General features: G+C 58.4%; 17 protein-coding genes. 2 read left to right on the top strand and 15 right to left on the bottom strand.

Annotated features, from left to right (window positions below; all coding sequences use genetic code 11):
- Positions 1-81: 81 nt before the first annotated feature.
- From HDF15_RS05875 to HDF15_RS05835, 9 genes are all read right to left on the bottom strand, one after another.
- Positions 82-3,462 (bottom strand): malectin domain-containing carbohydrate-binding protein, encoded by a 3,381-nt coding sequence (locus HDF15_RS05875; protein ID WP_184253666.1) that lies wholly within the window; start codon positions 3,460-3,462, stop codon positions 82-84.
- Positions 3,463-3,671: 209 nt separating this feature from the next.
- A complete protein-coding gene (locus HDF15_RS05870; protein WP_184253664.1) occupies positions 3,672-4,058 on the bottom strand; it encodes a hypothetical protein in 387 nt (128 codons plus the stop codon).
- A gap of 30 nt (positions 4,059-4,088) precedes the next feature.
- Positions 4,089-5,597, bottom strand: a complete 1,509-nt coding sequence (locus HDF15_RS05865) for an efflux transporter outer membrane subunit (RefSeq protein ID WP_184253662.1) — start codon at positions 5,595-5,597, stop codon at positions 4,089-4,091.
- Between the two features lie 14 nt (positions 5,598-5,611).
- Positions 5,612-8,734, bottom strand: a complete 3,123-nt coding sequence (locus HDF15_RS05860; RefSeq protein WP_184253660.1) for an efflux RND transporter permease subunit — start codon at positions 8,732-8,734, stop codon at positions 5,612-5,614.
- On the bottom strand, positions 8,731-12,174 hold the full coding sequence (locus tag HDF15_RS05855) for an efflux RND transporter permease subunit (protein ID WP_184253658.1): 3,444 nt from the start codon (positions 12,172-12,174) through the stop codon (positions 8,731-8,733). The genes HDF15_RS05860 and HDF15_RS05855 overlap by 4 nt, the downstream gene beginning before the upstream one ends.
- Positions 12,171-13,442, bottom strand: coding sequence for an efflux RND transporter periplasmic adaptor subunit (locus HDF15_RS05850; protein WP_184253656.1), 1,272 nt, complete (start codon positions 13,440-13,442; stop codon positions 12,171-12,173). Before HDF15_RS05850 ends, HDF15_RS05855 begins: the two co-directional genes overlap by 4 nt.
- A 151-nt stretch (positions 13,443-13,593) precedes the next feature.
- Entirely contained in the window at positions 13,594-14,208 is a 615-nt protein-coding gene (locus HDF15_RS05845) for a TetR/AcrR family transcriptional regulator (protein ID WP_184253654.1), read from the bottom strand.
- A 182-nt stretch (positions 14,209-14,390) separates the two neighbouring features.
- On the bottom strand, positions 14,391-15,767 hold the full coding sequence (locus HDF15_RS05840) for an ATP-binding protein (RefSeq protein ID WP_184253652.1): 1,377 nt from the start codon (positions 15,765-15,767) through the stop codon (positions 14,391-14,393).
- Positions 15,764-16,495: a response regulator transcription factor gene (locus tag HDF15_RS05835; RefSeq protein ID WP_311733043.1), complete on the bottom strand. Its 732-nt coding sequence runs from the start codon at positions 16,493-16,495 to the stop codon at positions 15,764-15,766. The genes HDF15_RS05840 and HDF15_RS05835 overlap by 4 nt, the downstream gene beginning before the upstream one ends.
- A 327-nt stretch (positions 16,496-16,822) precedes the next feature.
- Here HDF15_RS05835 and HDF15_RS05830 point away from each other — a divergent pair, with 327 nt between their 5' ends.
- Together HDF15_RS05830 and HDF15_RS05825 are read left to right on the top strand one after the other, a co-directional pair.
- Positions 16,823-17,740: a hypothetical protein gene (locus tag HDF15_RS05830; RefSeq protein ID WP_184253650.1), complete on the top strand. Its 918-nt coding sequence runs from the start codon at positions 16,823-16,825 to the stop codon at positions 17,738-17,740.
- Complete coding sequence (locus HDF15_RS05825; protein WP_260330862.1) at positions 17,737-18,423, top strand: cupin; 687 nt, start codon at positions 17,737-17,739, stop codon at positions 18,421-18,423. Before HDF15_RS05830 ends, HDF15_RS05825 begins: the two co-directional genes overlap by 4 nt.
- A gap of 26 nt (positions 18,424-18,449) precedes the next feature.
- Here the strand turns inward: HDF15_RS05825 and HDF15_RS05820 are convergent, their stop codons facing one another.
- The 6 genes from HDF15_RS05820 to HDF15_RS05795 form a co-directional block, all read right to left on the bottom strand.
- On the bottom strand, positions 18,450-20,189 hold the full coding sequence (locus HDF15_RS05820; protein WP_184253646.1) for a thioredoxin domain-containing protein: 1,740 nt from the start codon (positions 20,187-20,189) through the stop codon (positions 18,450-18,452).
- 20 nt (positions 20,190-20,209) lie between these two features.
- A complete protein-coding gene (locus HDF15_RS05815) occupies positions 20,210-21,106 on the bottom strand; it encodes a DNA-binding domain-containing protein (RefSeq protein WP_184253644.1) in 897 nt (298 codons plus the stop codon).
- Positions 21,103-21,987, bottom strand: a complete 885-nt coding sequence (locus tag HDF15_RS05810) for a DUF692 domain-containing protein (RefSeq protein WP_184253642.1) — start codon at positions 21,985-21,987, stop codon at positions 21,103-21,105. The genes HDF15_RS05815 and HDF15_RS05810 overlap by 4 nt, the downstream gene beginning before the upstream one ends.
- 93 nt (positions 21,988-22,080) lie before the next feature.
- Positions 22,081-22,353 carry a hypothetical protein gene (locus tag HDF15_RS05805; RefSeq protein ID WP_184253640.1) on the bottom strand — a complete coding sequence of 91 codons (273 nt, stop codon included), beginning with the start codon at positions 22,351-22,353 and terminating at the stop codon, positions 22,081-22,083.
- Between the two features lie 249 nt (positions 22,354-22,602).
- The gene (locus HDF15_RS05800) at positions 22,603-23,520 is read right to left on the bottom strand and encodes a hypothetical protein (protein ID WP_260330861.1); all 918 of its coding nucleotides are present in this window, start codon (positions 23,518-23,520) and stop codon (positions 22,603-22,605) included.
- Between the two features lie 144 nt (positions 23,521-23,664).
- Complete coding sequence (locus HDF15_RS05795; RefSeq protein ID WP_184253636.1) at positions 23,665-24,441, bottom strand: DUF1223 domain-containing protein; 777 nt, start codon at positions 24,439-24,441, stop codon at positions 23,665-23,667.
- Positions 24,442-24,635 lie beyond the last annotated feature (194 nt).

Genomic DNA, 24,635 nt, shown 5'->3' with positions numbered 1-24,635 from the left:
TCAACGCTAAGAAAGTGCGGGGTAGCCACTTGAGAATGACAAGTGGCTACCCCGCGATACCAACAGCTTTCTCTATCCGGACTACTTTGCTTTTCCAACCTCGATCCCGTTGATCTGGGGATTGTCCGCAGCCCCGACGACGAACTGAATCGTAAGGGTTCCGGTGTTATCCGCCGTTACTGCGAACGACTGCACTGTCGCGATAAACTCCCCGCCCGCCGACGCGAAGATATCGTAGTTCGTTAGGACCTGGCTGCCATTGATCAGGACATTGAACAGTCGTTGTCCCGGAGCTGTCCAGAACGTCTCGGCGAAGTGCAGATCCACGATGTAGCTGGCTCCCGGCGTCAGGCCGGGAATCGTATACGTCATCGGACCAAAGCGATTCGTCTGGTAGACCGCTTCAGGGGCGGGGTTGGGAATCTTCGAGGTATTGACTGCGGCGCTGGTGCTCGTCGCCGTGCCACCGGAGAAGTCTTCATCGGCTGCCCAGGAGCCCACTGCCGCTCCACCGGCATTGATGTCCAGAACGTCGGAAGCGATGGCGCCTCCAGCGGTCAGAGTCGTGATGCTGGCTTCATTCGTGGCAACTGAAAGTCCAGCCTGGTTCAGGGCAGCGACGGCGTAGTAGTAGGTTGTCGCGGGATTCGCACTGGTATCCGAGTAGGTTGTTCCCGTCAGTCCCGAAGCCAGTTCACTTGCGGCCGTGGTCGCGAACCCAGGCTCCTGGCTGCGAAACACGCTGTAGGTAACTCCCGGAGTAGCACTCGCGGACCATGTCAGGTTGATCTGCTTCGTTGAGGCTTCGGTTGCCGTCAGCTTCTTCGGAGCTGCTGGAGCAGCCGGGCAATTTGTCTTGCACAGAAGCCCGATCTCGATGCCGTTGATCTGCGGATTATCCGCCGCGCCCACCGTGAACTGGATCGTGATTGTTCCGGTGGAGTCGGCAATCGCAGACAGCGACTGTACGACCGCGGTGTCGATCTTGCCAGCATAGGCGATGATGTCGAAGTTTCTCAGCACCTCCTTGCCATTGATCAGCACGTTGAATTCGCGCTGCCCAGGCGCGGTCCAGAAGGTCTCTGCAAAGTGCAGGTCCACGACATACTTCCCGTTAGGCGTCAGCCCCGGAATCGTATAGGTCATCGGACCGAAGCGGTTGTGCTGGTATACGGATTGCGGTGCAGGATTCGCGACGAGCGAGGTGTTGACCGACGCTCCTGTGCTGGTGGCAGTGCCGCCTGTAAAGTCTTCGTCTGCAACCCAACTTCCGTTGGCCGGGCCGCCTGCGCTGATGTCGATCACATCCTGGCTGATGACTCCACCGGTGCTGGGGATCGCGGCGGTTGCCTCATTGGAGGCGCCCGACGTGCCACTGTCGTTCGTCGCTTCGACGACGTAGTAGTAAGTCGTCCCAGGGTTGACTGCGTTATCCGTGTACGAAGTGCCAATCACGCCCGAGTAGACCAGGTCGCTCGCCGAGGGTGCGAAGCCGGAAGACATACCGCGAAATACGCTGTAGCGGACACCCGGGCTAAAGCTCGGTCTCCAGGAAAGATCGATCTGATTGGAAGACACTATGGCAGCCTTTAGATCGCCCGGAGCAGCCGGTGCTATCGGGCAGCCGAAGGTGCAGGGCGCGCCCTGATAGAACGGCAGAAAGCTTGTCTGGGTGCCGCTCTGTACCGAGCCTCCAGCCTCGTCCACCACATGCGTGATGGAGCCGCTTCCCGGCAGGAAGACGGAAACGGCATGCGTCACCGTAACGCCGGGCGTATTCGGCACCGAGATCCCGCTGTCTTCGACGATATCGACACCCTGGTTGAAGAACGAATAAACGCCCATGCCGTAGGCCGTATGGTTCTTGACCTGCGGAGCAACCACATAGGAGGGATAACCATTCGCGCTACCATCCATCCATGCGCTCTGGCTGGGCGGGTCGTAGGGCAGTTCGCTCTGGTAGAAGATCGTTTCGCCGCGTTCGCCGTTCCACTGCACCTGAGCCTGCTCGTAGTGTTCGACGGCGAGGCCGAGCGCGGTGACGTTGTCTCCGTTGACAATCACACCATGTTCGGCCACGTTGACGGTCCATCCGACACCGTTTCCGTGGTCCGCGCGCCACGCCCAGATGTTGTCCAGGATGACGTCGTTGCTGTCGATCTGGAGCGTGGTGGTCGCAGTGCCCGGCGTGCCTCCGCCGATGCGGAAGAAGACGTCGTTAAGAGACGTCGGGTTCAAATGGTGCGAGGGTCTCCCTCCGTTCTGATTCCCGAACCAACTTTGGGAGCTTCCAACCTGCATCAAGACAGGGGAGTTGACGGGCCCTGCATCGATCAACAGGGCTGCAAGCCGCACTCCGTCGACGTCGGCGACCGTGATGGCTGCGGTTCCTGTCTGGGGAACCAGTGTCGGGTAGCCCAGGCCCAGCACGACCGTGTTCGGCCTCGTGATGTTGATCGATCCTTGAAGCGGATAGATGCCGGGAGTCAGAATCAGATTCTTGCCCTCGGCCAAGGCCCTGTTGATCTGTGTGACAGGAGTCGAAGGCTGTGCGATAAAGAAGTCGTCGATGGGGAGTGAGTATCCATGATCGAGCCCGTGTGACCAGGTGATCCCGGACGAGCCTTCTTGCAGCGTCGGCACAAAGACGTTGAACCTGTTCCGTTTGTCCACATACAGGAAGGGCTTCTCACGGCTTACTGGAGTCGTTGGAAGCACGGTGAACGTATTGCTCGGATAGTTTGAGAACGGGGCACCTTCTACTCCGGAGAAGACCATGTTCCAGTTACTTCCACTCCAGCTTCCGATCTGGCTGTTGCGTGTGTACCACTGCTGCTGCGAGCAGGAGTTGAGATTTCCAGTAACTACGGTGTCCGAGATGAAGCCGCCGCTCGAAAAGTTGCAGGCAGCATTGGTCAGCTCCATCGCTCCGTTGACCTGCATCCTCCGGAAGGATATGCCCTGCGAGACGCCCCATTGCAGCGTCGTCGGCGAGTTTTCTCTCATGTTCTCAATCGAGCGCCAGAAGATGGTGGTGAGCGCGCCAAACTCGTCCACCTCATTCTGTTCGATGGAGCCGTTAATGGTGACGTCATTCGGCGACTCGCCCAGACCGGAGACGGACTCGTAGTAGCCTACCTGCGCCTGGACGCTGTAGGTTCCCGGCATGAACAGCACCGCATGACGATTCGTGCTGAACTGGGCCTCCTGCGAAAGAGAATCCAGCTTGCTCTGAATTGTCGCGCTCGGCATATCGGGAGTGATGATGGAAACATTTGGGCCGAAGTTGGGTGTGGCCTGCGCCGATCCTCGACTGGTCAGAAGAGGAAGTGCGCTGAGCGTAAGACCCAGAAGAAGCGCGGAGGAAAAACTCCGGCGTTTTCCGGTTCCGAACGATATTCCGTTCACAAAGAAGGCGGGACGATGGATACGTGCCATGAACTTGCAACACTGGTGTGTCATGAGACCTCTGTCGGATGGAGTCGAGCGGTTTTCTTTGCCACTTTTCTCAATTTCTCAAGAGGACCCGCCACTTCAAACCGGTCAATCTGGCTGTGGCCTATTCGCGTCATGAGAATGATCAAGAAAATAGCGTAGACAAGATCGCACGATCACGCTTTGACTGTCCAGCGAGGCCGGATTGTCCTGAAGAGTGCAGATAAAGGTTTGTCTTAGTTCGAACGTACCAGCCGGATCACGGCATACAACTGGGCAATAGCGATGACAAAGGGCCCATAGGTCTTTCCTGGATCTTGCTGCACGAGGCCGACGATGGAATCGAAAAACTGAATAACCCCTGCAAGGCTACCAAGGACGACAAGTACCGATATCCAGCGTTTGTAGATGGCTACGAATACGACACACGCCAGCGAGATCGAGCGGGCAGCCGCATACAGCGCAAAGACGAACGAGGCATTGGTAGGGACATAACCGGCGGGCAGGATGGACTCAGGACGAAGGAGTCCTGCAATGGAAAAGCCGCTCGCTATAAGGACGTTCAGAGCCGTAATCCACGAGGCGGTACGGAATGCTCTTATTCGTGAAGAGACGCTTGCCATGGTTCGATCTACCTCTCGTTTGAAGGGCGTTTACATCTTCTTGGCTGCAACTGATTTCTCAGAGGGAAGCTGACTTACATCCCAGCCTCCGCCAAGGGCTTCTATGAGCTGAACACTGCTGGTTACCTGCTGTACGTGCAGCGTGACCGCGGTCTGCTGATTGCTGAGCAAGGTCGTCTGCGCGGTGAAGACATTCAGGTAGGTATCGACTCCGGTGCGATACCGGACATCCGCCAGATCGTAGTACCGCTGTGCCGCTGCGATCGCCTGCTGTTGCTGTTGCCTCTGTTGCGCGAGGATGCGCAGGGAAGCCAGGTAGTCCTCAGTCTGCTGAAACGCGGTAAGCACCGACTGTCGATAAGCGGCGACATCGCCGTCGTACTGCGCCTGGTACTGTGCGATGGTGGCGCGGCGCAGGCCGGCATCAAAGAGCGTCTGCGATGCGGAGGGGCCAACGGAGAAGAAACGGCTGGGCCATGCAAACCAGTTTCCTATGCTGGAGCTCTGCAGGCCGCCTTCCGCGGAGAGACTGAAGCTGGGATAGAAAGCTGCTGTCTCCACGCCGATGAGAGCATTCGCTTGCGACATGGTGCGTTCCGCTGCGGCAATGTCAGGACGGCGCTGCAAAAGTTCCGAAGGCACCCCCACCGGAATGGCGGGAACCTCTGTCGTAAGAGAGCGCACCGGGATAGAAAACGTCGATGCGGGCTCGCCAATCAATAGCGCGATGGCGTGCTCATACTGGGCCCGGGCAACACCGAGATTAGTCGCTGTTGCCTCGGCTGTCCGGAGGTTGAGCTCTGCCTGGGCAATGGCCTGATCGTCGTCGATGCCGGTCGTTCGCAGGACCTGTGTGAGCTTGAGGCTCTGGCGCTCGGCTTCGATGGATTGCTGATAGAGCGCGATCAGTTCATCCTGACCGCGAATCTCGAAGTAGTCGACGGCAAGGTTCGCCTGCTCTGTGAGCCGTTCGTTGGCGAGATCGGCTGCGCTGACCTGGGCCGCGTTGGCGTACTCGCGGACAGTGTTCCGAATGCGTCCCCAAACGTCAGGCTCCCACGACACATCAAACGGAAGATTGAAGTCGTTGCTGTTGAGATTCGCATTGCTAAGCCCCTGGGCGCCTTCATTGCCTGAGGCGCGAGCCCGTGTGTAGGCAGGCGTGGTCGTAACTGTAGGCGAATAGCTGGCCCGAGCCTGTCGCACCTGAGTACGCGCTGCCATGAAGTTCTGAAAAGACTGCGCGATGTTCTGGTTGGAGATATTCAGCTTGTCTTCAAGCGCGTTGAGTTCGGGCTCTTGATAGATCTCCCACCACTTGCCGCGCAGAGTTGCATCCTGCGGTGTGGCAGGTTTCCAGGTGCTGCCGTCCGCAGCTACCTGCGGTGCGACTTCTTTGAACGCCGGAGGAGCCTGGACCACAGGCGGAATGTACTTGGGGCCAACCCTGCAGCCCTGCAGAAGCAGCAGGGTTCCGGCGATAGCTGCAGTCATGGTGCGGCGTCGAGGAGTTGATGCGAAATAAAAAAGGGAAGCCATTGGTTTTATTTCCTCTAAATGGCAGCGGGGTTCTGTGTCGTGCCGAGTCGATGGTTGTGACGCTGTTTGAACCGCTGACTCATCCGGTCGAAGTAGAGATAGATCACCGGAGTGGTGTACAGCGTGAGTAGTTGGCTGAAGACCAGGCCGCCGGCGATAGCAACGCCCAGTGGACGGCGCAGCTCCGATCCCGTTCCGTGACCGAGAGCCAGTGGGAGCGCGCCAAAGAGCGCGGCCAGCGTGGTCATGAGAATGGGCCGGAAGCGCAGCATGCAGGCTTCAAAGATGGAGTCGCGCGTGCTCTTGCCCTCTTCGCGCTCGGCCTGCAGCGCGAAGTCGATCATCATGATGGCGTTCTTCTTCACGATTCCGATGAGCAGAAAGATTCCGATGAGCGAGATGATGTCGAGTTCGCTGTGAAAGACGATGAGAGCAAAGATCGCGCCTACGCTGGCCGAAGGGAGCGTGGTGAGAATCGTGATGGGATGGATGAGGCTCTCATACAGAACACCGAGAACGATATAGATGGCGAGCAGTGCCGTGATGATGAGCAGAGGCTCCGTCGAGAGCGATTTCTGGAAGGTCTCCGCCGTGCCTGCAAACTGGCTTCGCACTGTGGCTGGAGCGCCGACGCGCTGCTGCATCTGGGTGATGAGGGCTGTCGCCTGCCCGAGCGAAACTCCGGAAGCGAGATTGAACGAGATCGTAACCGACGGGAAAAACGACGAGTGATTGATAGCCAGCGCTGAGGTGGAAATCTTCTTGTGGGTGAAGGCGTTAAGCGGCACCGCGCCTGGACCTGAGACGTGCAGATAGGTCGAATCGAGCGTGGAGGGATTGCGATAGAACTGCGGCGCGGCCTCCATGACCACGTAGTACTGATTCAGAGAGGTGTAGATGGTGGAGACCTGCGACTCGCCAAACTCAAAGTAGAGGGCGTTATCGATAAGCTGCGGTGTAATGCCGAATCGCGCTGCCGTCGGGCGATCGTAGTTCAACAGCATCTGAAGGCCGTTGTTCTGCTGGTCGGTGGTCACGTCCTTCAGTTGCGGCATCTTGCGCATCTCGGAATAGAGAATCGGAGCCCATGTGGACAACGCATCGACAGTATCGGCGGAGAGTTGGTACTGATAGGCTGCGTTGCTCTGCCGGCCGCCCACGGAGAGATCCTGTCCAGGCTGCAGGAAGGTGGACGCCCCGGGCAGTGCGCCGAGCTTTGGACGCAGGCGGTCCAGCACTGACGCTGCGCTGACATTATTGCGGTCTGTGAGCGGTTTGAGACTCACGAAGACGAAGCCCGTGTTGCTGGCGCCACCGCCGGGCCCGCCTTGTCCACCGGTAAACCCGGCAACGCTGCTCACGGCCGGGTCCTTCGAGATGATGCTCTGCACATCGAGGAGGGAGGTCTTCATCGACTGGAACGAGGCATCCTGCGAGCCCTGAATTCCTCCCAGCAGAATGCCTGTGTCCTGCAGGGGAAAGAAGCCCTTGGGTACGCGCACGACGAGGACGACGTTGAGGACCAGCGTTAGAACGAAGGTCAGAACGACCAGCGCCGGGTGTTGAAGTGTCCAGGTGAGGCTGCGGCGATAGCCTTCCAGCAGGAGATCGAAGCCGCGTTCACTGAGGCGATAGAGGTGCCCATGTTTCTGCCCCTTCGCTGGCTTCAACAGGTAGGCGCACATCATGGGGGTGACCGTCAGCGAGATCACCATCGAGACAGCGATAGAAGTGTCGAGCGTAAAAGCAAACTCGTGGAAGAGCCGTCCTACGATTCCACCCATGAAGAGAATGGGGACGAAGACCGCCATGAGCGAGAGGCTCATGGAGAGAACAGTGAAGCCGACTTCCTGCGCGCCCTTGAACGCCGCCTTCATCGGTGGCATCCCTTCCTCGATGAAGCGGGTGATGTTCTCCATGACGACGATGGCATCATCGACAACGAAGCCGGTGGAGATTGTGAGCGCCATCAGGGACAGGTTGTCGATGGTATAGCCAAAGAGATACATGACCGCGAAGGTGCCGATGAGCGAGACGGCTACGGCAACTCCGGGAATCAGGATGGCGCGGGGGCTGCGCAGAAATACGAAGACGACGGCCACGACCAGCACGACGGAGAGGAGGAGCGTTCGCTCGACATCGTTGACGGAGGCACGGATGGTTGTGGTGAGGTCGGTGTTGATGGAGAGCTGGTCTCCCACGGGAATGGATGCGCGGATCGAGGGTAGCTCTTTTTTTATGCGATCGACGGTATCGATGACGTTCGCATTCGGCAGCCGGAAGACGAGCAGGATGACGCAGGGCTTTCCATTGACGAAGCCCGCGGAGCGAATCGTCTGTACGGAATCGAAGACGCGGGCGACATCGCGCAGCCGCACGACTCTTCCGTTGTTGCTGCCTACGACGAGCGGGGCATAGTCCTTCGCCTTGGAGATCTGGTCGTTCGCGGTAATGTCGGCTGTGGTGAACTCGTCGCTGAACTGTCCCTTCGGACGATTGGAGTTCTGTAGAGAGATCGCATGGGCGACATCCTGCGTGCCGATCCCGTAGCTGTTGAGCTGCTGTGGATCGAGATCCACGCGAACGGCGGGAAGCGAGCTGCCGACTACCTGTACCTGTCCTACTCCCTGCAGTTGCGAGAGCTTCTGCTCGATGATCGAGGAGGCGGTATCATACATCGCACCCTGGTCTGCTGTATCCGAGGTGAGGCTGAGCACCATGATTGGAGCCGCCGCCGAGTTTACTTTTCTGTACGTCGGATTGGCGGGAAGGTTTGTCGGCAGATAAGTACGTGCCGCATTGATCGCAGCCTCGACATCGCGTGCGGCTCCATCGACGTCACGCGTGAGATCGAACTGCAGCGTGATAGACGAGATGCTCAGCGTGCTCGACGAGGTCATCTGCGTGATGCCGGCGATGTGGCCGAACTGACGTTCGAGCGGCGTTGCGACCGACGAGGCCATGACCTCGGGGCTTGCTCCGGGGAGCGATGTGGCTACCGTGATCGTCGCGAAGTCTACCTGGGGCAGTGAGGAAACAGGCAGGGCCTGAAAGGCGATGAGACCGGCAATCGTAATGGCAACCGCGAACAAAGTCGTAGCGACGGGCCGCTTGATAAACGGAGCAGAGATGTTCATAGCTGCTCCGCTGTGGCCGGACGATCGAATGCGGTTTGTGTCCGGTGCCCGAACCGTTGTGCGAGGCGATCGAAGAAGACGTAGATGACTGGCGTCGTGTAGAGGGTGAGAATCTGGCTGACCAGCAAGCCACCAACCATGGCAATACCGAGTGGACGCCGCAGCTCCGAGCCGATCCCGGAACCGAAGGCCAGCGGTATGCCTGCGAAGAGTGCGCAGAGCGTAGTCATCAGGATGGGGCGGAAGCGAAGCTGCGAGGCCTCGAAGATGGCTTCCACCGAACTCTTCCCGCGCGTGCGTTCTGCTTCGAGCGCGAAGTCCACCACCATGATGCCGTTCTTCTTCACGATGCCGATCAAGAGAATGATTCCAATGACCGCGATGATGTCGAAGTCCTGATGGAAGAGGCGCAGGGCTAACAGAGCGCCGACTCCCGCGGAAGGCAGCGTGGAGAGAATGGTGATCGGATGAATGAAACTTTCGTACAGGATGCCGAGAACGATATAAACGGCCACCAGCGCGGCAAGAATCAGGATGGCTTCATTCGAGCCGATAGCTTTGTAGGCTGCGGCCGTTCCCTGGAAGCTGGTCTGCACACTGGCCGGCATATGCAGATCGAGCTGGGTCTTCTCGACGGCATCGACTGCCTGTCCAAGAGCCGCTCCAGGGGCAACGTTGAAGGAGATCGTCACGACCGGAAACTGTCCCTGATGCGCCACGGTAAGCGGAGCTTTGATCGTCGCGAAATGGCTGACGGCTGAGAGCGGAACAGGGGTTGAGGGCGAGGGAGAAGAGCTGGACGAAGAGCCTCCAGAGCCCTGGCTGGAAGAAGACGTAGAGGACGACGATCCCGATCCGGAGGAAGAGAGCACGGTGGTCGGCGTGGTCGCCGCCAGGCTGGTGTTGCTATTTGTAGAGCCTATGGAAGAAAGGCTATTGCCGGTGCTGGAGAGGGTCGTGCTGGTTCCACTGGTGTTGGAAAGCACGGTGCTCGGCGCGGAGGCTGACAGTCCCTGATTGGAAGAGGGAGACAACGTGGCTACGGTAGCGCTGCCGCCAGCCGAGGTCCTGCCCGAGGTGCTCTGTGCCGTAGAGGAAGAGCTAGAGCTGTTCGAACCTTGTATGTAGATATCGTTCAGCTTGGAGGGGTTTTTCTGGAAGTCGGGCAGAGCTTCGAGAATGACGTGATACTGATTGGATTGCGTGTAGAGCGTGCTGATCTGCCGCTGCCCGAACGCGTCGTAGAGCGTGGAATCGATCTGGTCGGGTGTGATGTTCAGACGCGATGCCGTGGCCCGGTCAATGGAGAGCTGTGCGCTCACACCATTGGTCTGCTGGTCGGTCGCTACATCAGTGATCTGCGGTAACTTCCGCAGTTCAGCGACCAGCTTTGTGGTCCAGGCGTTCAGCTCCTCAACATTCGGGTCTTCCAGCGTGTATTGATATTGCGTGCGGCTGACGCGGTCGTCGACGGTGAGGTCCTGTACCGGTTCCATGTAGAGCTGAATCCCCGGTATCTGCTGAATGCTCTTCTGTAGCCGGGCGATTACCTGGCTGGAGGTGAGGTGTCTCTCCTCGATAGGCTTGAGGTTGATCTGGATGCGGCCGCTGTTGAGCGTGGTATTCGTTCCGTCGGCACCGATGAAAGAAGACAGGCTTGCAACTGCCGGGTCCTGGAGGATCGCATGGCTTAGCTGCTGCTGCTTCTGCGACATGGCTGTGAAAGAGATAGACTCCGGCGCCTGCGTAATGCCCTGAATGATGCCGGTATCTTGTGTCGGGAAGAAGCCTTTGGGGATTTCGATGTACTGAAAGACAGTAATCAAAAGCATCGCCGCCGCAACCAGCAGGGCAACGGTCTCGTGCCGCAACACCCACCGCAGGCTACGACCGTAGGCAGCAATGATGCGGTCGAAGAGATCTTCGGTCCAGCGATAGAAGCGGTTCTGCTCGGACGGTGGCGTGTGGTGAAGCATCCGCGAACTCATCATGGGAGTGAGCGTGAGTGAGACGAGGGCAGAGATGAGGATGGTAATGCTGAGCGTGACGGCGAACTCGCGGAAGAGCCGTCCAACGATATCGCCCATGAAGAGCAGGGGAATCAGGACGGCGATGAGCGAGATCGTCAGCGAGACGATGGTGAAGCCGATCTGCTCGGCTCCCTTGAGGGCTGCCTCCATCGGAGCCATGCCGTCTTCGAGATAGCGTGAGATGTTCTCGATCATCACGATAGCGTCATCGACGACGAAGCCGGTCGAGATGGTGAAGGCCATCAGCGTGAGGTTGTTCAGGCTGTAGCCCAGCAGGTGCATCGCTGCCAGCGTGCCGACCAGCGAGAGGGGCACAGCAACCGCCGGAATGATGGTAGCTGCAATATTTCTGAGAAAGACGAAGATGACCATCACGACCAGAGCAATCGTGAGCATCAACTCAAACTCGACATCCTTGACCGAAGCGCGGATGGTCGTGGTGCGATCGGTAAGTACATGCAGCTTGATGGAGACCGGGAGGCTGGCCTGCAGCTTCGGCAGTAGCTGCTCTATCTCCTGAACCACCGCAATGGTGTTGGCGCCCGGCTGGCGCTGGATGTTCAGGATGACGGCGGGTGTCTCATTCATCCACGCGGCAAGCTTTGTGTTCTCTACACCGTCGGTGATCTTCGCGACGTCGGTCAGCATCACCGGTGCACCGTTTTTATAGGCGACGATGACATCGCGATAGCCATCGCTCGAGAGCAACTGATCGTTCGCGTTGATCTGGAAGTTCTGCGCCGGGCCGTCGAAGGTGCCCTTCGCGCTGTTGACACTGGTATCGGTGAGAGCTGTACGAAGGTCTTCGAGGTTGATGCCGTAGGAAGCGAGAGCGACCGGATTCGCCTGGATACGTACGGCCGGCTTTTGGCCGCCGCTGATCGTAACCAGTCCAACGCCGCTCAACTGGGAGATCTTGGGCGCGAGCCTGGTGTCGACGAGGTCTTCCACCTTCGAGAGCGGCATGGTCTCGGAGGTAAGCGCCAGTGTGAGCACCGGAGCGTCGGCGGGATTCGACTTGCTGTAGACAGGCGGTACGGGCAGGTCTGTCGGCAGATAGCCCTGGGCAGCGTTGATGGCTGCCTGCACTTCTTGTTCTGCAACGTCGATATTGAGCGTGAGCGCGAACTGCAGCACGATGACGGAGCTGCCGTCGGAGCTGGTCGAGGTCATCTGCGTAAGACCGGCTACCTGTCCGAACTGGCGCTCAAGCGGCGCGGTAACCGCGGAGGACATAACCTCCGGGCTGGCTCCCGGATAGAAGGTCTGAACCTGGATGGTGGGATAGTCCGCCTGAGGCAAGGCTGAGACCGGCAGGCTCGAGTAGGCGGCAAGTCCCACCACAAGAACCGCGGCCATCAACAGTGCTGTGGCTACGGGCCGTTGAATAAAGAGGCGTGAAGGGCTCACAGCGTGCTCCCTGACTTGTCCTGCGTCCTCTCCAGCCGTTGCTGGCCGGAGTCAAAGGCCTGCATGCTTTGGATCGTCACGGTCGAACCGCTTTGCAGCTTGTCGAAGCCGGTCACTGGAACAACCGTGCCCGCATCGATTCCAGTCACAGCAGAGACGTCGCCTTCAGTGGTGAGCTCTGTGACCGCTTGTATCTTGACCGTGTTTCCGGTGACGACATAGACAAAGGCCTGCGTGCCATTTCGCTGCACTGCCGCGGAGGGAACAAGCACTGCGTTCTTGAGCGTCTTTACCAGCAGGCGCGCATTCACAAACTGGTTGGGATAGAGCGTGAGGTCGTTGTTATCGAACTGAGCGCGAAATCGCACAGTACCGGTTGAGGTATCGATCTGGTTGTCGAGGGTCAGCAGTTTGCCGCTGGCCAGCTTCGTCTCCTGCGATCGATCGAAGGCATCGACAGGGAGTGCCTTGCGATGGAGAATCTGATCGCGAACCTGGCCGAGATTATCTTCAGCCACATCGAAGACGACCGTAACGGGCTGCAGTTGCGTGATGATCACGAGTGGGTTGGAAGCTCCGGAAAACACCGTATTGCCGCGATCGATCAGGCGAAGACCAATCCTCCCATTGATGGGTGAGGTCAGGTGGCAATAGCTCAACTGCACCTGCGCGGCCTGCACCTGGCCGATATCGTTTCTTACCGTACCGCGATACTGTTCGACCGCAAGCTTCTGGTCGTCATAGGTTTGTTGGGCGATGGCCTGTAGTGTCACGGCCTTTTCATAACGGGCCAGGTCCATCTCCGCCTGCGCCAGTACGCTGCGGTCATGCTGCAGGGTTCCTTCGGCTTCCTCTAGTTGGGCTTCGTAGGGGCGCGGGTCGATGTCGATCAGTGGATCGCCACGATGCACCATCTGGCCTTCGGTGTAGTGCACGTCGGTTACCGTGCCGTTGACCTGGCTGTAGAGGTTGACCGTGGCAACCGGTGTTACTGTCCCCAGGGCATCGACGTAATAGCCGATGTCTCCCAGGTGAGCTGTGGCCGCTTTGATCGTTGCAATCTGCGGTCCGGCTGTGGCGGATGACTGGGTATCTTTCGGCTTCCGCGCTATCAGGACCACGATGGCGGCTACGAGCACCAGCGCGACAAGCAGGAACCAGGGCTTCCGGCGGCGCGGCGCGAGCGAGGTGTCCTGCGCAGCCTCTTGTCCTGCCGGGGAACGTTCCCCTGTGTTTTCGTGGATGGATCCGTTCTCGCCCTGTGCCACAGCTTGTCTCCCTGGTCTCTTGTTTCGATATAAAACCGAACCGTTCGGTACTCCTAGGATTGAACTGGAGCGGAATCGGATTCAAATATTTCCAATTTGGATGGGGAAAGCGGCCTTGACCTGTTCGTTCATTTCCCATGAAACGCCGATATCAAACTCCATATCCACGGAGAAAAAACTCGACGGTATTCTTCACTTTCCTGCGCTTTTCGTTTCTTGTGGGTTTGGGAAAGATTCCAAGCGATGCCCGCATGACCATCTCAGCCGCAAGCAGGTCCATAAACTGGCGGGCGGCTATCTGCGAGTTCAGCTTGCGCAACCTTCCGTGAGACACCTGTTCTTCAAGATATTTGGCAAGCGAGCCAATGGTTCGTGCCGGGCCCAGCTCATAGAAGATCCTGGTAAGTTCGGGAAACTGCCGCCACTGCATGGAAAGGGTGCGGCGCAAGGCGATCGTCTCCTCCGAGAGCACGAGATCTAACATGAACTCTCCAAAGGAAGTGAGCGCCTTTGCAGGGAGCGCATGAGGGACCAGGACCGTACCAAGTTCGGCTGCCATGATGTCTGTGCGTCGCCGAATGACCGCGCGGAAGAGCTCTTCTTTGTTCGGAAAGCGGCTGTAGAAAGTCTCTTTCGATGCATGAGCATGTCGTGCAATCTGGCTGACACTGGCGCCCTCGAAGCCCTTTTCAAGAAAAAACTTCCCTGCAACATCCAGCAGATGATCGGTCAGGGCTTCTGATCTCTCCTTTGGAGGTGCTGACACTGCCTTTTTCGACTTCGACATCCTGTTACGGTACAGGAACCCCGAAATCGTATACAAGCACACCTCCCGCATTGCGGAACCGAACGGTTCGGTTTGCAGAACGTTTTACAGCCCTGCACGATACTCATTCCAAGCATGCCGCAAAACTTTGTCGTTGCGTGTCGAGAAATGTCGAGTACGGGTTAAGCTGTTGCTCTGGGCGGAAACGGTGTCTCCCCTGCCGTCGGCAGCTCGATTGAGAGGGTCAGGCCTTTTCCTGCAAGCTGCTGTGCGGAGATCACGCCACGGTTCGCCAGCACCGCTTGCCGGGCGATGGCGAGCCCAAGACCGGAACCACCGGCGATCGCCTCGGAGTTCTTGTTGGGGAGCGTAAAGAAAGGCTCGAAGATAGCCTCTTCCTGCCCGGGAGGGATGCCTGGGCCGTCGTCCTGGATCAGGATTGTGCCTGTTGCCGATCCTGAACTCTGGAAGTACGAGACCTGAACACAACCTTCGGTTTGAGCAAATCGCAATCCATTCCGGAGAACATTATCGAGAGCCCTGCGCAACAGATCGCGGTAGCCCTGCATTTGGAAAGGTTCGCCTCTTACGATAAGAATGGACTTGCCAAACTCTTTCGCCTCGTAACTGACATCCGCACACGCTTCATCCACCAGCGCAGCGATATCAAAGAGCTCGATGTCCCGGGTAAGTTCGTTGCCGCTCTCCAGCCGCGCCAGCAGCAGGAGTTCCTGTACCAGGCCGTTGAGGCGGTCTGCTTCATAGCCGATGCGCCCAAGCTCATGCTCCAGTTGCGGGCCGGCCTTTCGCTTGGCCAGGGCCAGTGCGATGTTGAGGCGCGTCAGCGGCGAGCCCAGTTCGTGCGAGGCATGGGCGAGAAAGCTTCTGTAGCGCTCGACCAGCGATTCGATGCTCTCCGCCATTTGGTTGAACGTCTTTCCCAACTCTCCGATCTCATCCTTGCGTTCAGATAGCGAAGGATGGGCCCTTGTCTTGAGATCACCCTTGCCAAACTGTTCCGCTACATGGCTGAGTCGGGCAATAGGCCGCACAAAATAGGCGGCAACAAGGCACGAAAAGAGACCCGATACCACCAGGAGACGTCCCAGCTTATTAAGTTGCGAAGCGACGATAGCACGCTTGGAGAGGGGGACCGTTGCCAGGTAGATATACGGTGTTGGGGAGTCCGGATCGGCGGGCAGCGCGACATAGGTCTTGGCGAACAGCGATCTCGTCATCACGCTCTTACTGCCTTCGACATCCACTACCAGGTGGAGCTCCATGGAAGACAGCTTTCTCCCTGCGAGCCCAGCGACCGGAACGCCATGGGGGCTCAGCAATACTCCGGAGTAACACGCAGGCTTTTGCTGTTGCAGTCCCTGGAGCCCGGCCTGTTGATATCGATCGAGAACGCTTTTAGCGCAAGCCTGCAGGTCCGTCAGCGGAAGCGTCCGCAGTCTGTCATCCGGCAGAGAGGATGAGAGCAGGAACGGCGAGATCGCGATCATGGCGATGGTAACGAGCCAAAAGATAACAAAGATACGTATGAAGATCTTCAAGGCGCGGTAGCCCCATCGTTTCCGCAGATGTAGCAGTAGCCGACATTGCGGATGCTCTTGAATCTATCCTTGCCGTTGGCGTGCGCTCCTATTTTTTTGCGCAGGTTGTTGACGAGGTTATCGACGCTGCGGTCCAGACCGCTCGGCTCTCTTCCGAAGATGCGGCGTACGAGCTCCTCGCGTGAGACGGCCATGCCTGGCTGGCTGAGAAGCACCTTGAGCAGGTGGAACTCCGCGCCTGTGAGATCGAGCGGACGCCCCTCCAGGGTGATGGAACGCTCCAGATTATTTACCGTGAGATCTCCCAAGGTAAAAGTAGCGAGATTTTCTCTGGGATGAACTCGTCTCAGGATGGACTGTATCCGGGCGAGTAACTCCTCGGGCTGAAAGGGCTTGGGGAGATAGTCATCGGCGCCGCTTTCGAGGCCGTGGATGCGGTCTTTTGCGGCACCACGCGTCGTCAGCATAAGAATAGGCGTGTTCGAGGAGTATCGAATCCGCCTCAGTACTTCGAAGCCGTCGATTCCCGGCAGCATGACATCGAGGATGATCAGAAGAAAATACTGTTGTTGGGCCAGGCGTATGCCGTCTTCGCCGGTGTCGGCGGCTGTGATCGAGAAGCCTCCCGACCCGCAGTATTCGGTGATCAAGGCGGCCAGGGATCGGTCATCGTCGATCAACAGCAGGCGAGAGGGCTGCACGGGCATCTGTGGTGTTAGACCTGTCACCTATCTATTGTCTCTCCTACTCTCGGAATATTTTTGTCGAGAACTGTCGTTTTTCGATGATGGGTGGACTGTATTTCAGAACTCAGCCAAAAGGTTTTGATAGCTCACGACAATTCTCGACATCGATTGATCTGCGGCTAACGTCAGATTGCTAGAGAGCTACGCGAGCAGTAACTCTCTTGATCCTATGGTGTCTTCTCTGGAAGCTTCACCATCGAAGAATCTGCCAGCCGGTCTGGCATTCAATATTTTTAGCAACGATCTGAAAGGATGTTCCTTTTGCAATATTTCAAAAGAGCCGGTGTTTGGCTGTCTTTATCCCTCTGCATGGCAGTATCGACTATCGGAAGCGCACAGTCTCCGGAAGTGTCTGGCGTAGTTTCCTCGAACACGGCAGGCGTTATTCATCTGGCGGGGCTGCCGGACGTTAAGTCCAACACGAAGGGCGATTTGAGCGTGACGCCCGATGCGCTCATGTTCAGCAACAGTGATATTCGTGCGCTCATTGCCACCAATCGGATCACGGCGGTTTTCACCGGAGATGAGCGGGCGGAAAAGGGAGGAACCACGGGCCAGATCGCCCGCAAAGTAATCCCCTATGGAGGAGGCGCAGCTCTGGGGGCGTTCTCTCAGAAGTCGGTCGATCTTCTCACCGTGGAATATCGCGATGAGCATGAGGGATATCACGGAGCGATCTTTGAATTACCCGCGAAGCAAGCGGCCGAGTTACAGAAAAAGATCCTTGCTGAAACGGCTCCGCTTGCTGCGGTTAAGTCGCAAACCTGTTCGGCTACTGGAGTAAAACCAGATACGATTCTCGTTGAGCCTATCGATATCCATGGAATGGAGATACCTGCTGAGTATCGAGTGCTCTTCTACGAGCACCTCCTCACGGAATTGCGTCGTACACAAACCTCGCAGACCTACTTCCGCGCTGGCGATATTGCGGCCGGCCCAGGTTGCACGGCCTTCACCTTGCAAGTGGCTGTAGTGAACTTCCAAAAGGGCAATCAGGCACTGCGAGCTTCCACGGGGCCACTGGGAATGTTCCTTGGCACCACCAAGATCGCGTTTGAGGTAAAGCTCGTGGACCGGCATGGTGAGACTGTGATCGATACGAATCTGAAGAAGAGCAACCGCAGGGATTCCGACAGTTTGAATGTAGTGCATGCCATCGCAAAGAGCATCTCTAAGCATCTGGACAAAGAGATGAAGAAGGGACAGTTGAGCCGTTCGACGGTATGAACAGCAGCTCTCTCGATAGTCTCCGGACAATGAAGCCTGGCGCTCAACAGGCGGTGTACTCTCTGGAGAAGGGAGAGAGCAGCATGGACAGACGACAGTTCAACACGTTGCTGGCTGCGGCTGGCGTTGGAATGGGAAGCCCCGCCTTCGCCTCGGAGACTGTTCCTGAGACCTTGCACCTCTCAAGGAATGGGTGGATGCCCAACAATGAGCATCTGCCGGTATTGCTCTATCGGGGTGTCTTCGCGGCAGGTGGAGGGGACATGGCTTCCGCGATGGAGGCTGCGTTCTTGCGGAACGGCTGGCCGCCGCAGTGGAGGAACGGAGTGTATGACTTCCACCACTACCACTCCACGGCGCATGAGGTGCTTGGTTTCGCCGCGGGATGGGGCCGTCTGGTGCTTGGCGGAGAGGGCGGGCACAAGTTGGTCGTCAAGGCAGGGGATGTCGCGGTGCTCCCCGCAGGCACTGGGCACTGCCGTCTTGAGGCCAGCCCGGATTTCCTTGTAATCGGGGCTTACCCTCCCGGTGAGGTGTGGGATATCTGCCGCAAGGCGCCCGACGCAGCAGCCTCCGAGCGGATGAAGACAGTCGCCTTTCCGGCCTCCGATCCGGTGAGCGGACCAGGGGGGCCACTGGTCAGACAATGGCATCCTGCCGGACCGGAACTTCGGCCTTCCTGAGGAGCGGCAGCGGAGGCAAAGTCAGATTATTCGCCTGCCTTGCGGACGCGTGTCTCGAGGACATGGGGATCAGAGATAGGAGAAGAACAGGTGGTCGCGGTGCACAGAAACGCTGCAGCGTGAGGAAGCGTTGGGTACTGAACATCCGCCAGCGGCAGAGGCCCTTCAGCGGGGTCCCACCACTCCAGCCTCCTATAGGCCGGAGCTGCACTGAGAGCGGTCTGAAAGAGAGCCTTCGCCCCCACGTCCTTCTTCGCTCCAACAATGGTGATGTGAAGAGGAGGCCGGGTGAACTCCGCCTCAGCGAGCAGCACAGGCGCTGAGAGCCACGCGATGGCCACTTCGCGCGTTGCAAGATAACGCATGGCTCGTGTCGCGGCTTCTCGGTCTCCCTTGTCGCCTGTGTAGTGCGAGAGCCGATTGGCGAAGCGAGCGAGTTGCGCGTTTTCGTCGCGCTCCGGGTGCGGCTTGTAGGTGTGATCGGTAGAGGTCTTCGACGTTACGAATCCCGCGCCCGTTGAAGCTGCGAAGTTGGTGGCGATAAAGCGTCGTGAAGCTTCGGCGCGGTTCAGCCACTCGCGATCACCGGTGACTTCATAGAGCGAGAGGAAGGCCTGCCCCATCGCGAGTGAGTCTCCAAGATAGGGCCCGGCAGCATCCTGATCGCCGTGAGAGAATCCACCGTTTGTCAGGCTGCGATGCGCGACGACCCAGCGGGCCGAGCGCACAGCTTCCTGCAATGTCGATGAGTCGCCGGTAACGGCATAGAGCGTGCAGAGCGCATTGACCATCCAACCGCTCTCGCGCGCGTAGAGGTGCTTGTCGACGCGCGGAATTCCGAGGGCGCGCCGCTTGGCGTCATTGAGCTGGAAGTAGTTCGCGCTATGCTTGCCTTCGATCAGGTCGGCATCCTGGCTGACGTAGAAAGCGCCTTCAGGACTGGTGAGGAAGGCGAGAACGTAGCGATGGATGTTCTGCGCAGCTGTGAGGTACTCCGGGCTGTGGAACTGTCCATAGGCCTGCGCGTAAGTCCGTATACCCTGCGCCTGGATGAAGAGCAGCTTCTCGAAGTGCGGTTCCTTCCAGTTTCCGCCGGTCGAGTATTGATACTCTCCGCCCCACACCGGATCGATCAGCGCCTCTGCCGCCTGGAGCGTCTCACGGACGCGCTGCTCTTGCAGCTTGTCGCCTTGCCGTGCAAGGGTGCTGGCGTACTCTACGGAATCGGCGTCGAGATATTTGTGGCCGAAGGCCCAGCCTTTGCCGGAGACGTCGTACTGTTTCTCATACTCTTTCTTGACCGCGTCAAGCAGAGCAGGCGCAAGAAAGGGAGTCGCGGCATAAGTGATGGCCTTCTCCGGCTCCACAGAGGGGCCGGGCGAGGGATCGTCGATCACCGCCTGCAGGATCGAAGCCATCTGCTTCGGTGGAAGATAGCCCTGCCGCTTCACGATCTCGCCGCCATTCGCGTTGAAGATGACCGTCGCAGGCCAGCCGTAGTCTTCATAGCGGTTGGAGATATCGGGCCGCGAGTCCTGATCGACTTTGACGGCGATGTAGCTCTTACCCATGAGCCGCCGTACGCTGGGATCGCGATAGGTTTGCTGGTCCATCACATGGCACCAATGGCACCACACCGCTTCGAGATCGAGCAGGACGAACTTGTGCTCTCGCGCGGCTTGTGCGAAGATCTCGTCCGACCAGGGATGCCAGACGATGGGTTGCGATGGAGATTGTGAGCGAGCGGGAGCTGTGAGAAGAACCAAGGGCAGAAGCCAGCGAAGCTTCACTGCAGGCCTATATAGTCTGGTGGCTGTTGGCAGAACCAGCCAAGCTCCGCCGCATGCGCGAAGCACTGCTGAATCTGCCCTGCCTGCTCTTCGGGAGTCAGCTTGCTGCCTGTGAAGGCCGTCTCGATGGCCGCTTCGAGCGTTTGATGCTTCTGCAACGCCGAGAGAAGAAGGTAGGCCTCGCGCTCGATGCGGCGATAGTAGACCGAGTTATCGAAGCGGTGGACAGCAAGATACGTTCGTGCACGCCGCAAGCCCGGCAGCCGCAGCCTGGAGGTCTGCTTGCGCTCCATGACGGCGTTGCTCATGATGTCGGACTCCGGCGTCTCCTTATGCACGGCCAGAACCAGCTCGTCGACAGGATATTGAAGGTCGAGGAGTTGAAGATGCGGCTGCAGCCAGAGCTTGGAGCCGCCGTCGAGTTCCGCGAAGTCTTCCTGTGTCAGCGGCGCGACGGCGGCGCGGTCAAAGCTCTCGACGTACGCCCACTCCAGCCGTGCGATATCGAGCAGGAGCACATGCCGTCGCGGAGACACCTCCGGATGCTCCTGCAGCCAGAGAGGCAGTCGCCCGCCCAGGTTCCGCAGGGTGAAGGAGGTGGAGGGATTCTCTTTGAGATAGGCGAGTACCATCGCATCGAAGCGCTTGGTTCCCAGCACGGCTGCGAGTGCAGGGAAGTCTTCCGAGACCGCACCAATGACGCGGAACCAATATTGGCGGTTGTAAATCTCAAGACGTTCGAATGAGGTCAGGCGGTCGTTCGGCTTGACGTAGCTTGCTGCAAGCTCGCTCATGGAGCGGCCGTCTTCGAGCTCCTGCTGCATCTCGAAGTCTTCCGTCAGAGGCCGGCGAACGTCCTCTGACATGCGCCGCTGGAGTTCGAGCAGGTTCATGCCCGGACCTCGTCGCGCTGCATCTCCGGCAACGCTGCAGGAGGCGTCTGCTGTTCGTTGAGATAGAGGTTCGCCTTCAGGGCCTCGTTATGGACTTCGTCGAACGAAGGGATGTTGTCGTCCCACTCCAGCAGCGTGGCCGTTGGGCCGACGCGTTCGATCGCGCGGGCATACATGCGCCACACGGGATCGAGCACGGGGTGGTCGTGAGTGTCGAGCGTGTACTTCTCGAACTTCGAGTGGCCGGCGATGTGGATCTGCGCTACGCGGTCGGCAGCCACGGCGTTCACGTACTCCATCGGATCGAAGTTGTGGTTCTGCGATGACACGTAGATGTTGTTCACATCGAGCAGGATGCCGCAGTCGGCGGCATGAACGACCTCGTTCAGAAACTCCCACTCGGTCATCTGTGATTCGTGGAACTCGGCGTAGCTGCTGACGTTCTCTACGGCGATGGGGATCTCGAGGAAGTCCTGCACCTCGCGAATGCGCGCCGCGGTGTTGCGTACGGCTTCGAAGGTGTAGGGCAGAGGAAGCAGGTCGTGGGTATAGCGGCCATCCACGCTGCCCCAGCAAAGGTGATCGGAGAGCCACGGAGTCTTGGTGCGCCTGGTCAGCTCTTTCAGCCGTTTGAGGTGTTCGCGATCCAATGCCTGGGCGGAGCCGAAGTACATGGAGACGCCGTGCTGAACGACGCGATACTGCTCCAGTATCTGGTCGAGCACCTTGAGCGGCCTGCCCCCATCCACCATGTAGTTTTCAGAGATGATCTCGAACCAGTCGACGACAGGCTTCTCGGAGAAGATGTGGTCGTAGTGCGGCACCCGCAAGCCAATTCCTACCCCGTAATCTGTGAACCCATTAAACCGATTGGCTGGCATTGCATACTCCTGGTGCTGTGAGGCCTGAAAGGAAGCAGGGCCTGAAGGAAATCCTTCAGGCCCCCTAAGTGTGAGCCAGATACGGGTGAAAAACTAGGCTTTCGGTCCCTTGGAACCGTCGGTTGCGCAATCGCCCTTACCCTTGCAGGAGTTCTTGCCGGGGTGCTTGCCGCCGCCCTGACCCTTGCAATCATTCTTGCCCTTGCAGGAGTGCTTGGTGGTGTCGGGGGTGGCCTGCGCGAGGAGAACGCCGGCCGAAACCGAGGTGGGTGCGGAGGTCTGCTGCGCATTCATACGAACGGAGGTGCCACCGAGGAGGCCGGCAACTGCAGCGGCCAGAGCAAGCGACTTTGTGGAGTTCTTCATGAGAGGAACCTTTCTATGGGTTGGGCCGCGCACGATGTGCACAGGACGTTAATAAAGAAACGCAAAAAACTGCCGTACTGACAGAACGCGATGACGAGCCGAATGGATTGCCAGCGTCGAAGCTTAATCGTCGCGTATCCATACTGCACGTTGGAGTACGGAATACGAAATAGGTTACAGGGTTTATTTTTCCGTAAGCCCTGGCTGCGTGGAAGACCTGCCCTGGGTGTTCCTTCCTATGCTGCTTATTTATAAGGGCTTAGGCGGCAAAGGGGTGGTGATGGAATCCCGGATGGCAGCCAGCGGAGCTGTGGCATCGAAGGTGACGCCATGGGTAGTAGAACGAACGCCAAGCTGGGCCCAAAGCTGGGGAAGATCGACGGGAACCGGGGTTACACTCCACCGGGCATACATCTGCTCCAGCACATGGGTGCCCGAAGCCTGATCGCCAATGTCGAGGACACGCGACAGCGGCCACTCCTTGTCGATAGAACCTCCGGCAGCGACGATGGCGCGCAGAGCATCCTGCAATCCGCGCCGGTTGCCGGTCTGTTTGCGGATCTCAACATCAGCCATGAGGCAGAACATGGCTCCGCCCCAATAGGTTCGACCCCAGGTGTGGGTTACATCGAGCCCCTGATCGTGCGGTTCGGGTTCTCCGTTGGGCATACCCTGCATCATGTCGGCCCAGATGCCCGCAGCGGAAAGTTGACCGGCCTGCACGCGGGCGATAGGTTCGACATAGCTGGCGATCCCTTCTTCGAGCCAGTGCTGATCGTCCGGCAACGACGGCAGAGCCGTGTGGACGAGTTCATGGGTGATAACCCAATCGGAGGCAAGCTCCTCGCGGGTTGTCGATTGCCCGATGCGAAGACGCAGAAAGGCTGAAAAGCCCGACCTGTTGCCCCAGGTCGTTCCCTGCAGTACACCGTGCTGGCCGACCACAGGGATGACAAGGATGCGAGTGCGTGGGGCAGGGAAGCGGCCATAGTAGGTGGACACTGCCTGGGCTGCCGTTTGAATGCGTTGAACGATCTCACTCCGAGGCAGGTCGAGCGGACCGTCGGCGAAATCAATCTGCAGGGTTGCGCTGCCGACAGCCAGAGTCTGTGAGAGCGCGATCGCCGGCTGATGGGGGCCATTGCCTTGCGCGTCAGAACTACCCATGGACGTTGTTATGATCCACAGAAGACCGAGAGCTCGTGCCGTTCGCAAGATCCGGAATGTCACAAGCATCCTCTGTCCCCACCGGCGTACAGCGGCGGATGTCGCAAGGATTCCACTACGGCCGGCACAAGGTCAATCGGCAACTCAAAGCGGCTTAGAATCAGCGCCGAGTACCTTGCCGCTTCCCGGCGCCTGGGCAAACAGGATGAGGTGATGCCCCGTCATCCCATGGAACGAGGTCGGCAAGGCAATCTGCACGGTTTGTTGTGGGGCTTCCTGCAGCTTGGCCACACGCAGAAGCACGCGCGCCACGGCAACATGGGACAAGGTACGACCGGAGTTCTCGCCGCGAGGCACGATCGATTGGTCCGCATCGTCGGTGAGAACGGCAAAGATCTCCGAGCCCCGGAACGAAGCATCGCCCTTTGCGGAGAAGTCCACCGTCAGCGAACCGCCCAAACGGTTTACAGAAAGAATGCGAAGATCCACCGGATCTGTACGATTCTGCTCCTTGCGGATTGCGCTTGCGAGGCTGCCTTGGTCGCTGCCGACAAACTGCTCCGTGCCGTTTACGACCATCTGCGGGGTATACACGCTATCGAGCCCGAACCTCGAGCCATACCTGTTCTGCCGGTCTGTATAGAGGTCCGAGGAGAACGGATCGGTCCATCCGAGCGAGTTCCAGTAGGTAACGTGTTCACTGATCCCGACGATGAGCTGGCCTGCGCCGGGTTGAGTTCCGTTGATCGCACGGAGCAGATTGTCCGCGGGCGGACAGCTCGAACAGCCCTCCGAGGTGAAGAGTTCTACGAGGATCACTTTGGGCCGGGATGCCGCGTCAGCCGGTGTCGCTACCTGTGCCGACAGCAGGAAAACGTTCGAAAGCCAAACCATTGCAATGCCTTGAATGAGCCGTACCATGCCTATCACCTCGTTGAAGCTGCACATCTGACGCGAAAAGGCGTACCGGGGTTACAACCGTTTGCCCTTGGTCATCAGCCCTTTGCGAAAGGATCTGTGCTTTTTTGGTGGCGGTGCCTCTTAGTGTTTCTTATTTAGGATTCAAAAAAAAGTTTTATGAAACACAGCTAAAGGCTCGTTTGACGTGTTAAGAT

It is taken from the genome of Granulicella mallensis, from assembly GCF_014203225.1.
GTDB lineage: Bacteria > Acidobacteriota > Terriglobia > Terriglobales > Acidobacteriaceae > Granulicella > Granulicella mallensis_A.
This window is presented reverse-complemented; position numbering and strand designations above follow the sequence as displayed.

What these genes read in the sequence shown, in the direction of transcription:
- HDF15_RS05875 (WP_184253666.1), bottom strand. Translation starts at nt 3,462, where the DNA reads ATGACACACCAGTGTTGCAAGTTCATGGCACGTATCCATCGTCCCGCC.
- HDF15_RS05870 (WP_184253664.1), bottom strand. Translation starts at nt 4,058, where the DNA reads ATGGCAAGCGTCTCTTCACGAATAAGAGCATTCCGTACCGCCTCGTGG.
- HDF15_RS05865 (WP_184253662.1), bottom strand. Translation starts at nt 5,597, where the DNA reads ATGGCTTCCCTTTTTTATTTCGCATCAACTCCTCGACGCCGCACCATG.
- HDF15_RS05860 (WP_184253660.1), bottom strand. Translation starts at nt 8,734, where the DNA reads ATGAACATCTCTGCTCCGTTTATCAAGCGGCCCGTCGCTACGACTTTG.
- HDF15_RS05830 (WP_184253650.1), top strand. Translation starts at nt 16,823, where the DNA reads ATGGCAGTATCGACTATCGGAAGCGCACAGTCTCCGGAAGTGTCTGGC.
- HDF15_RS05825 (WP_260330862.1), top strand. Translation starts at nt 17,737, where the DNA reads ATGAACAGCAGCTCTCTCGATAGTCTCCGGACAATGAAGCCTGGCGCT.
- HDF15_RS05815 (WP_184253644.1), bottom strand. Translation starts at nt 21,106, where the DNA reads ATGAACCTGCTCGAACTCCAGCGGCGCATGTCAGAGGACGTTCGCCGG.
- HDF15_RS05810 (WP_184253642.1), bottom strand. Translation starts at nt 21,987, where the DNA reads ATGCCAGCCAATCGGTTTAATGGGTTCACAGATTACGGGGTAGGAATT.
- HDF15_RS05805 (WP_184253640.1), bottom strand. Translation starts at nt 22,353, where the DNA reads ATGAAGAACTCCACAAAGTCGCTTGCTCTGGCCGCTGCAGTTGCCGGC.
- HDF15_RS05800 (WP_260330861.1), bottom strand. Translation starts at nt 23,520, where the DNA reads ATGGGTAGTTCTGACGCGCAAGGCAATGGCCCCCATCAGCCGGCGATC.
- HDF15_RS05795 (WP_184253636.1), bottom strand. Translation starts at nt 24,441, where the DNA reads ATGGTACGGCTCATTCAAGGCATTGCAATGGTTTGGCTTTCGAACGTT.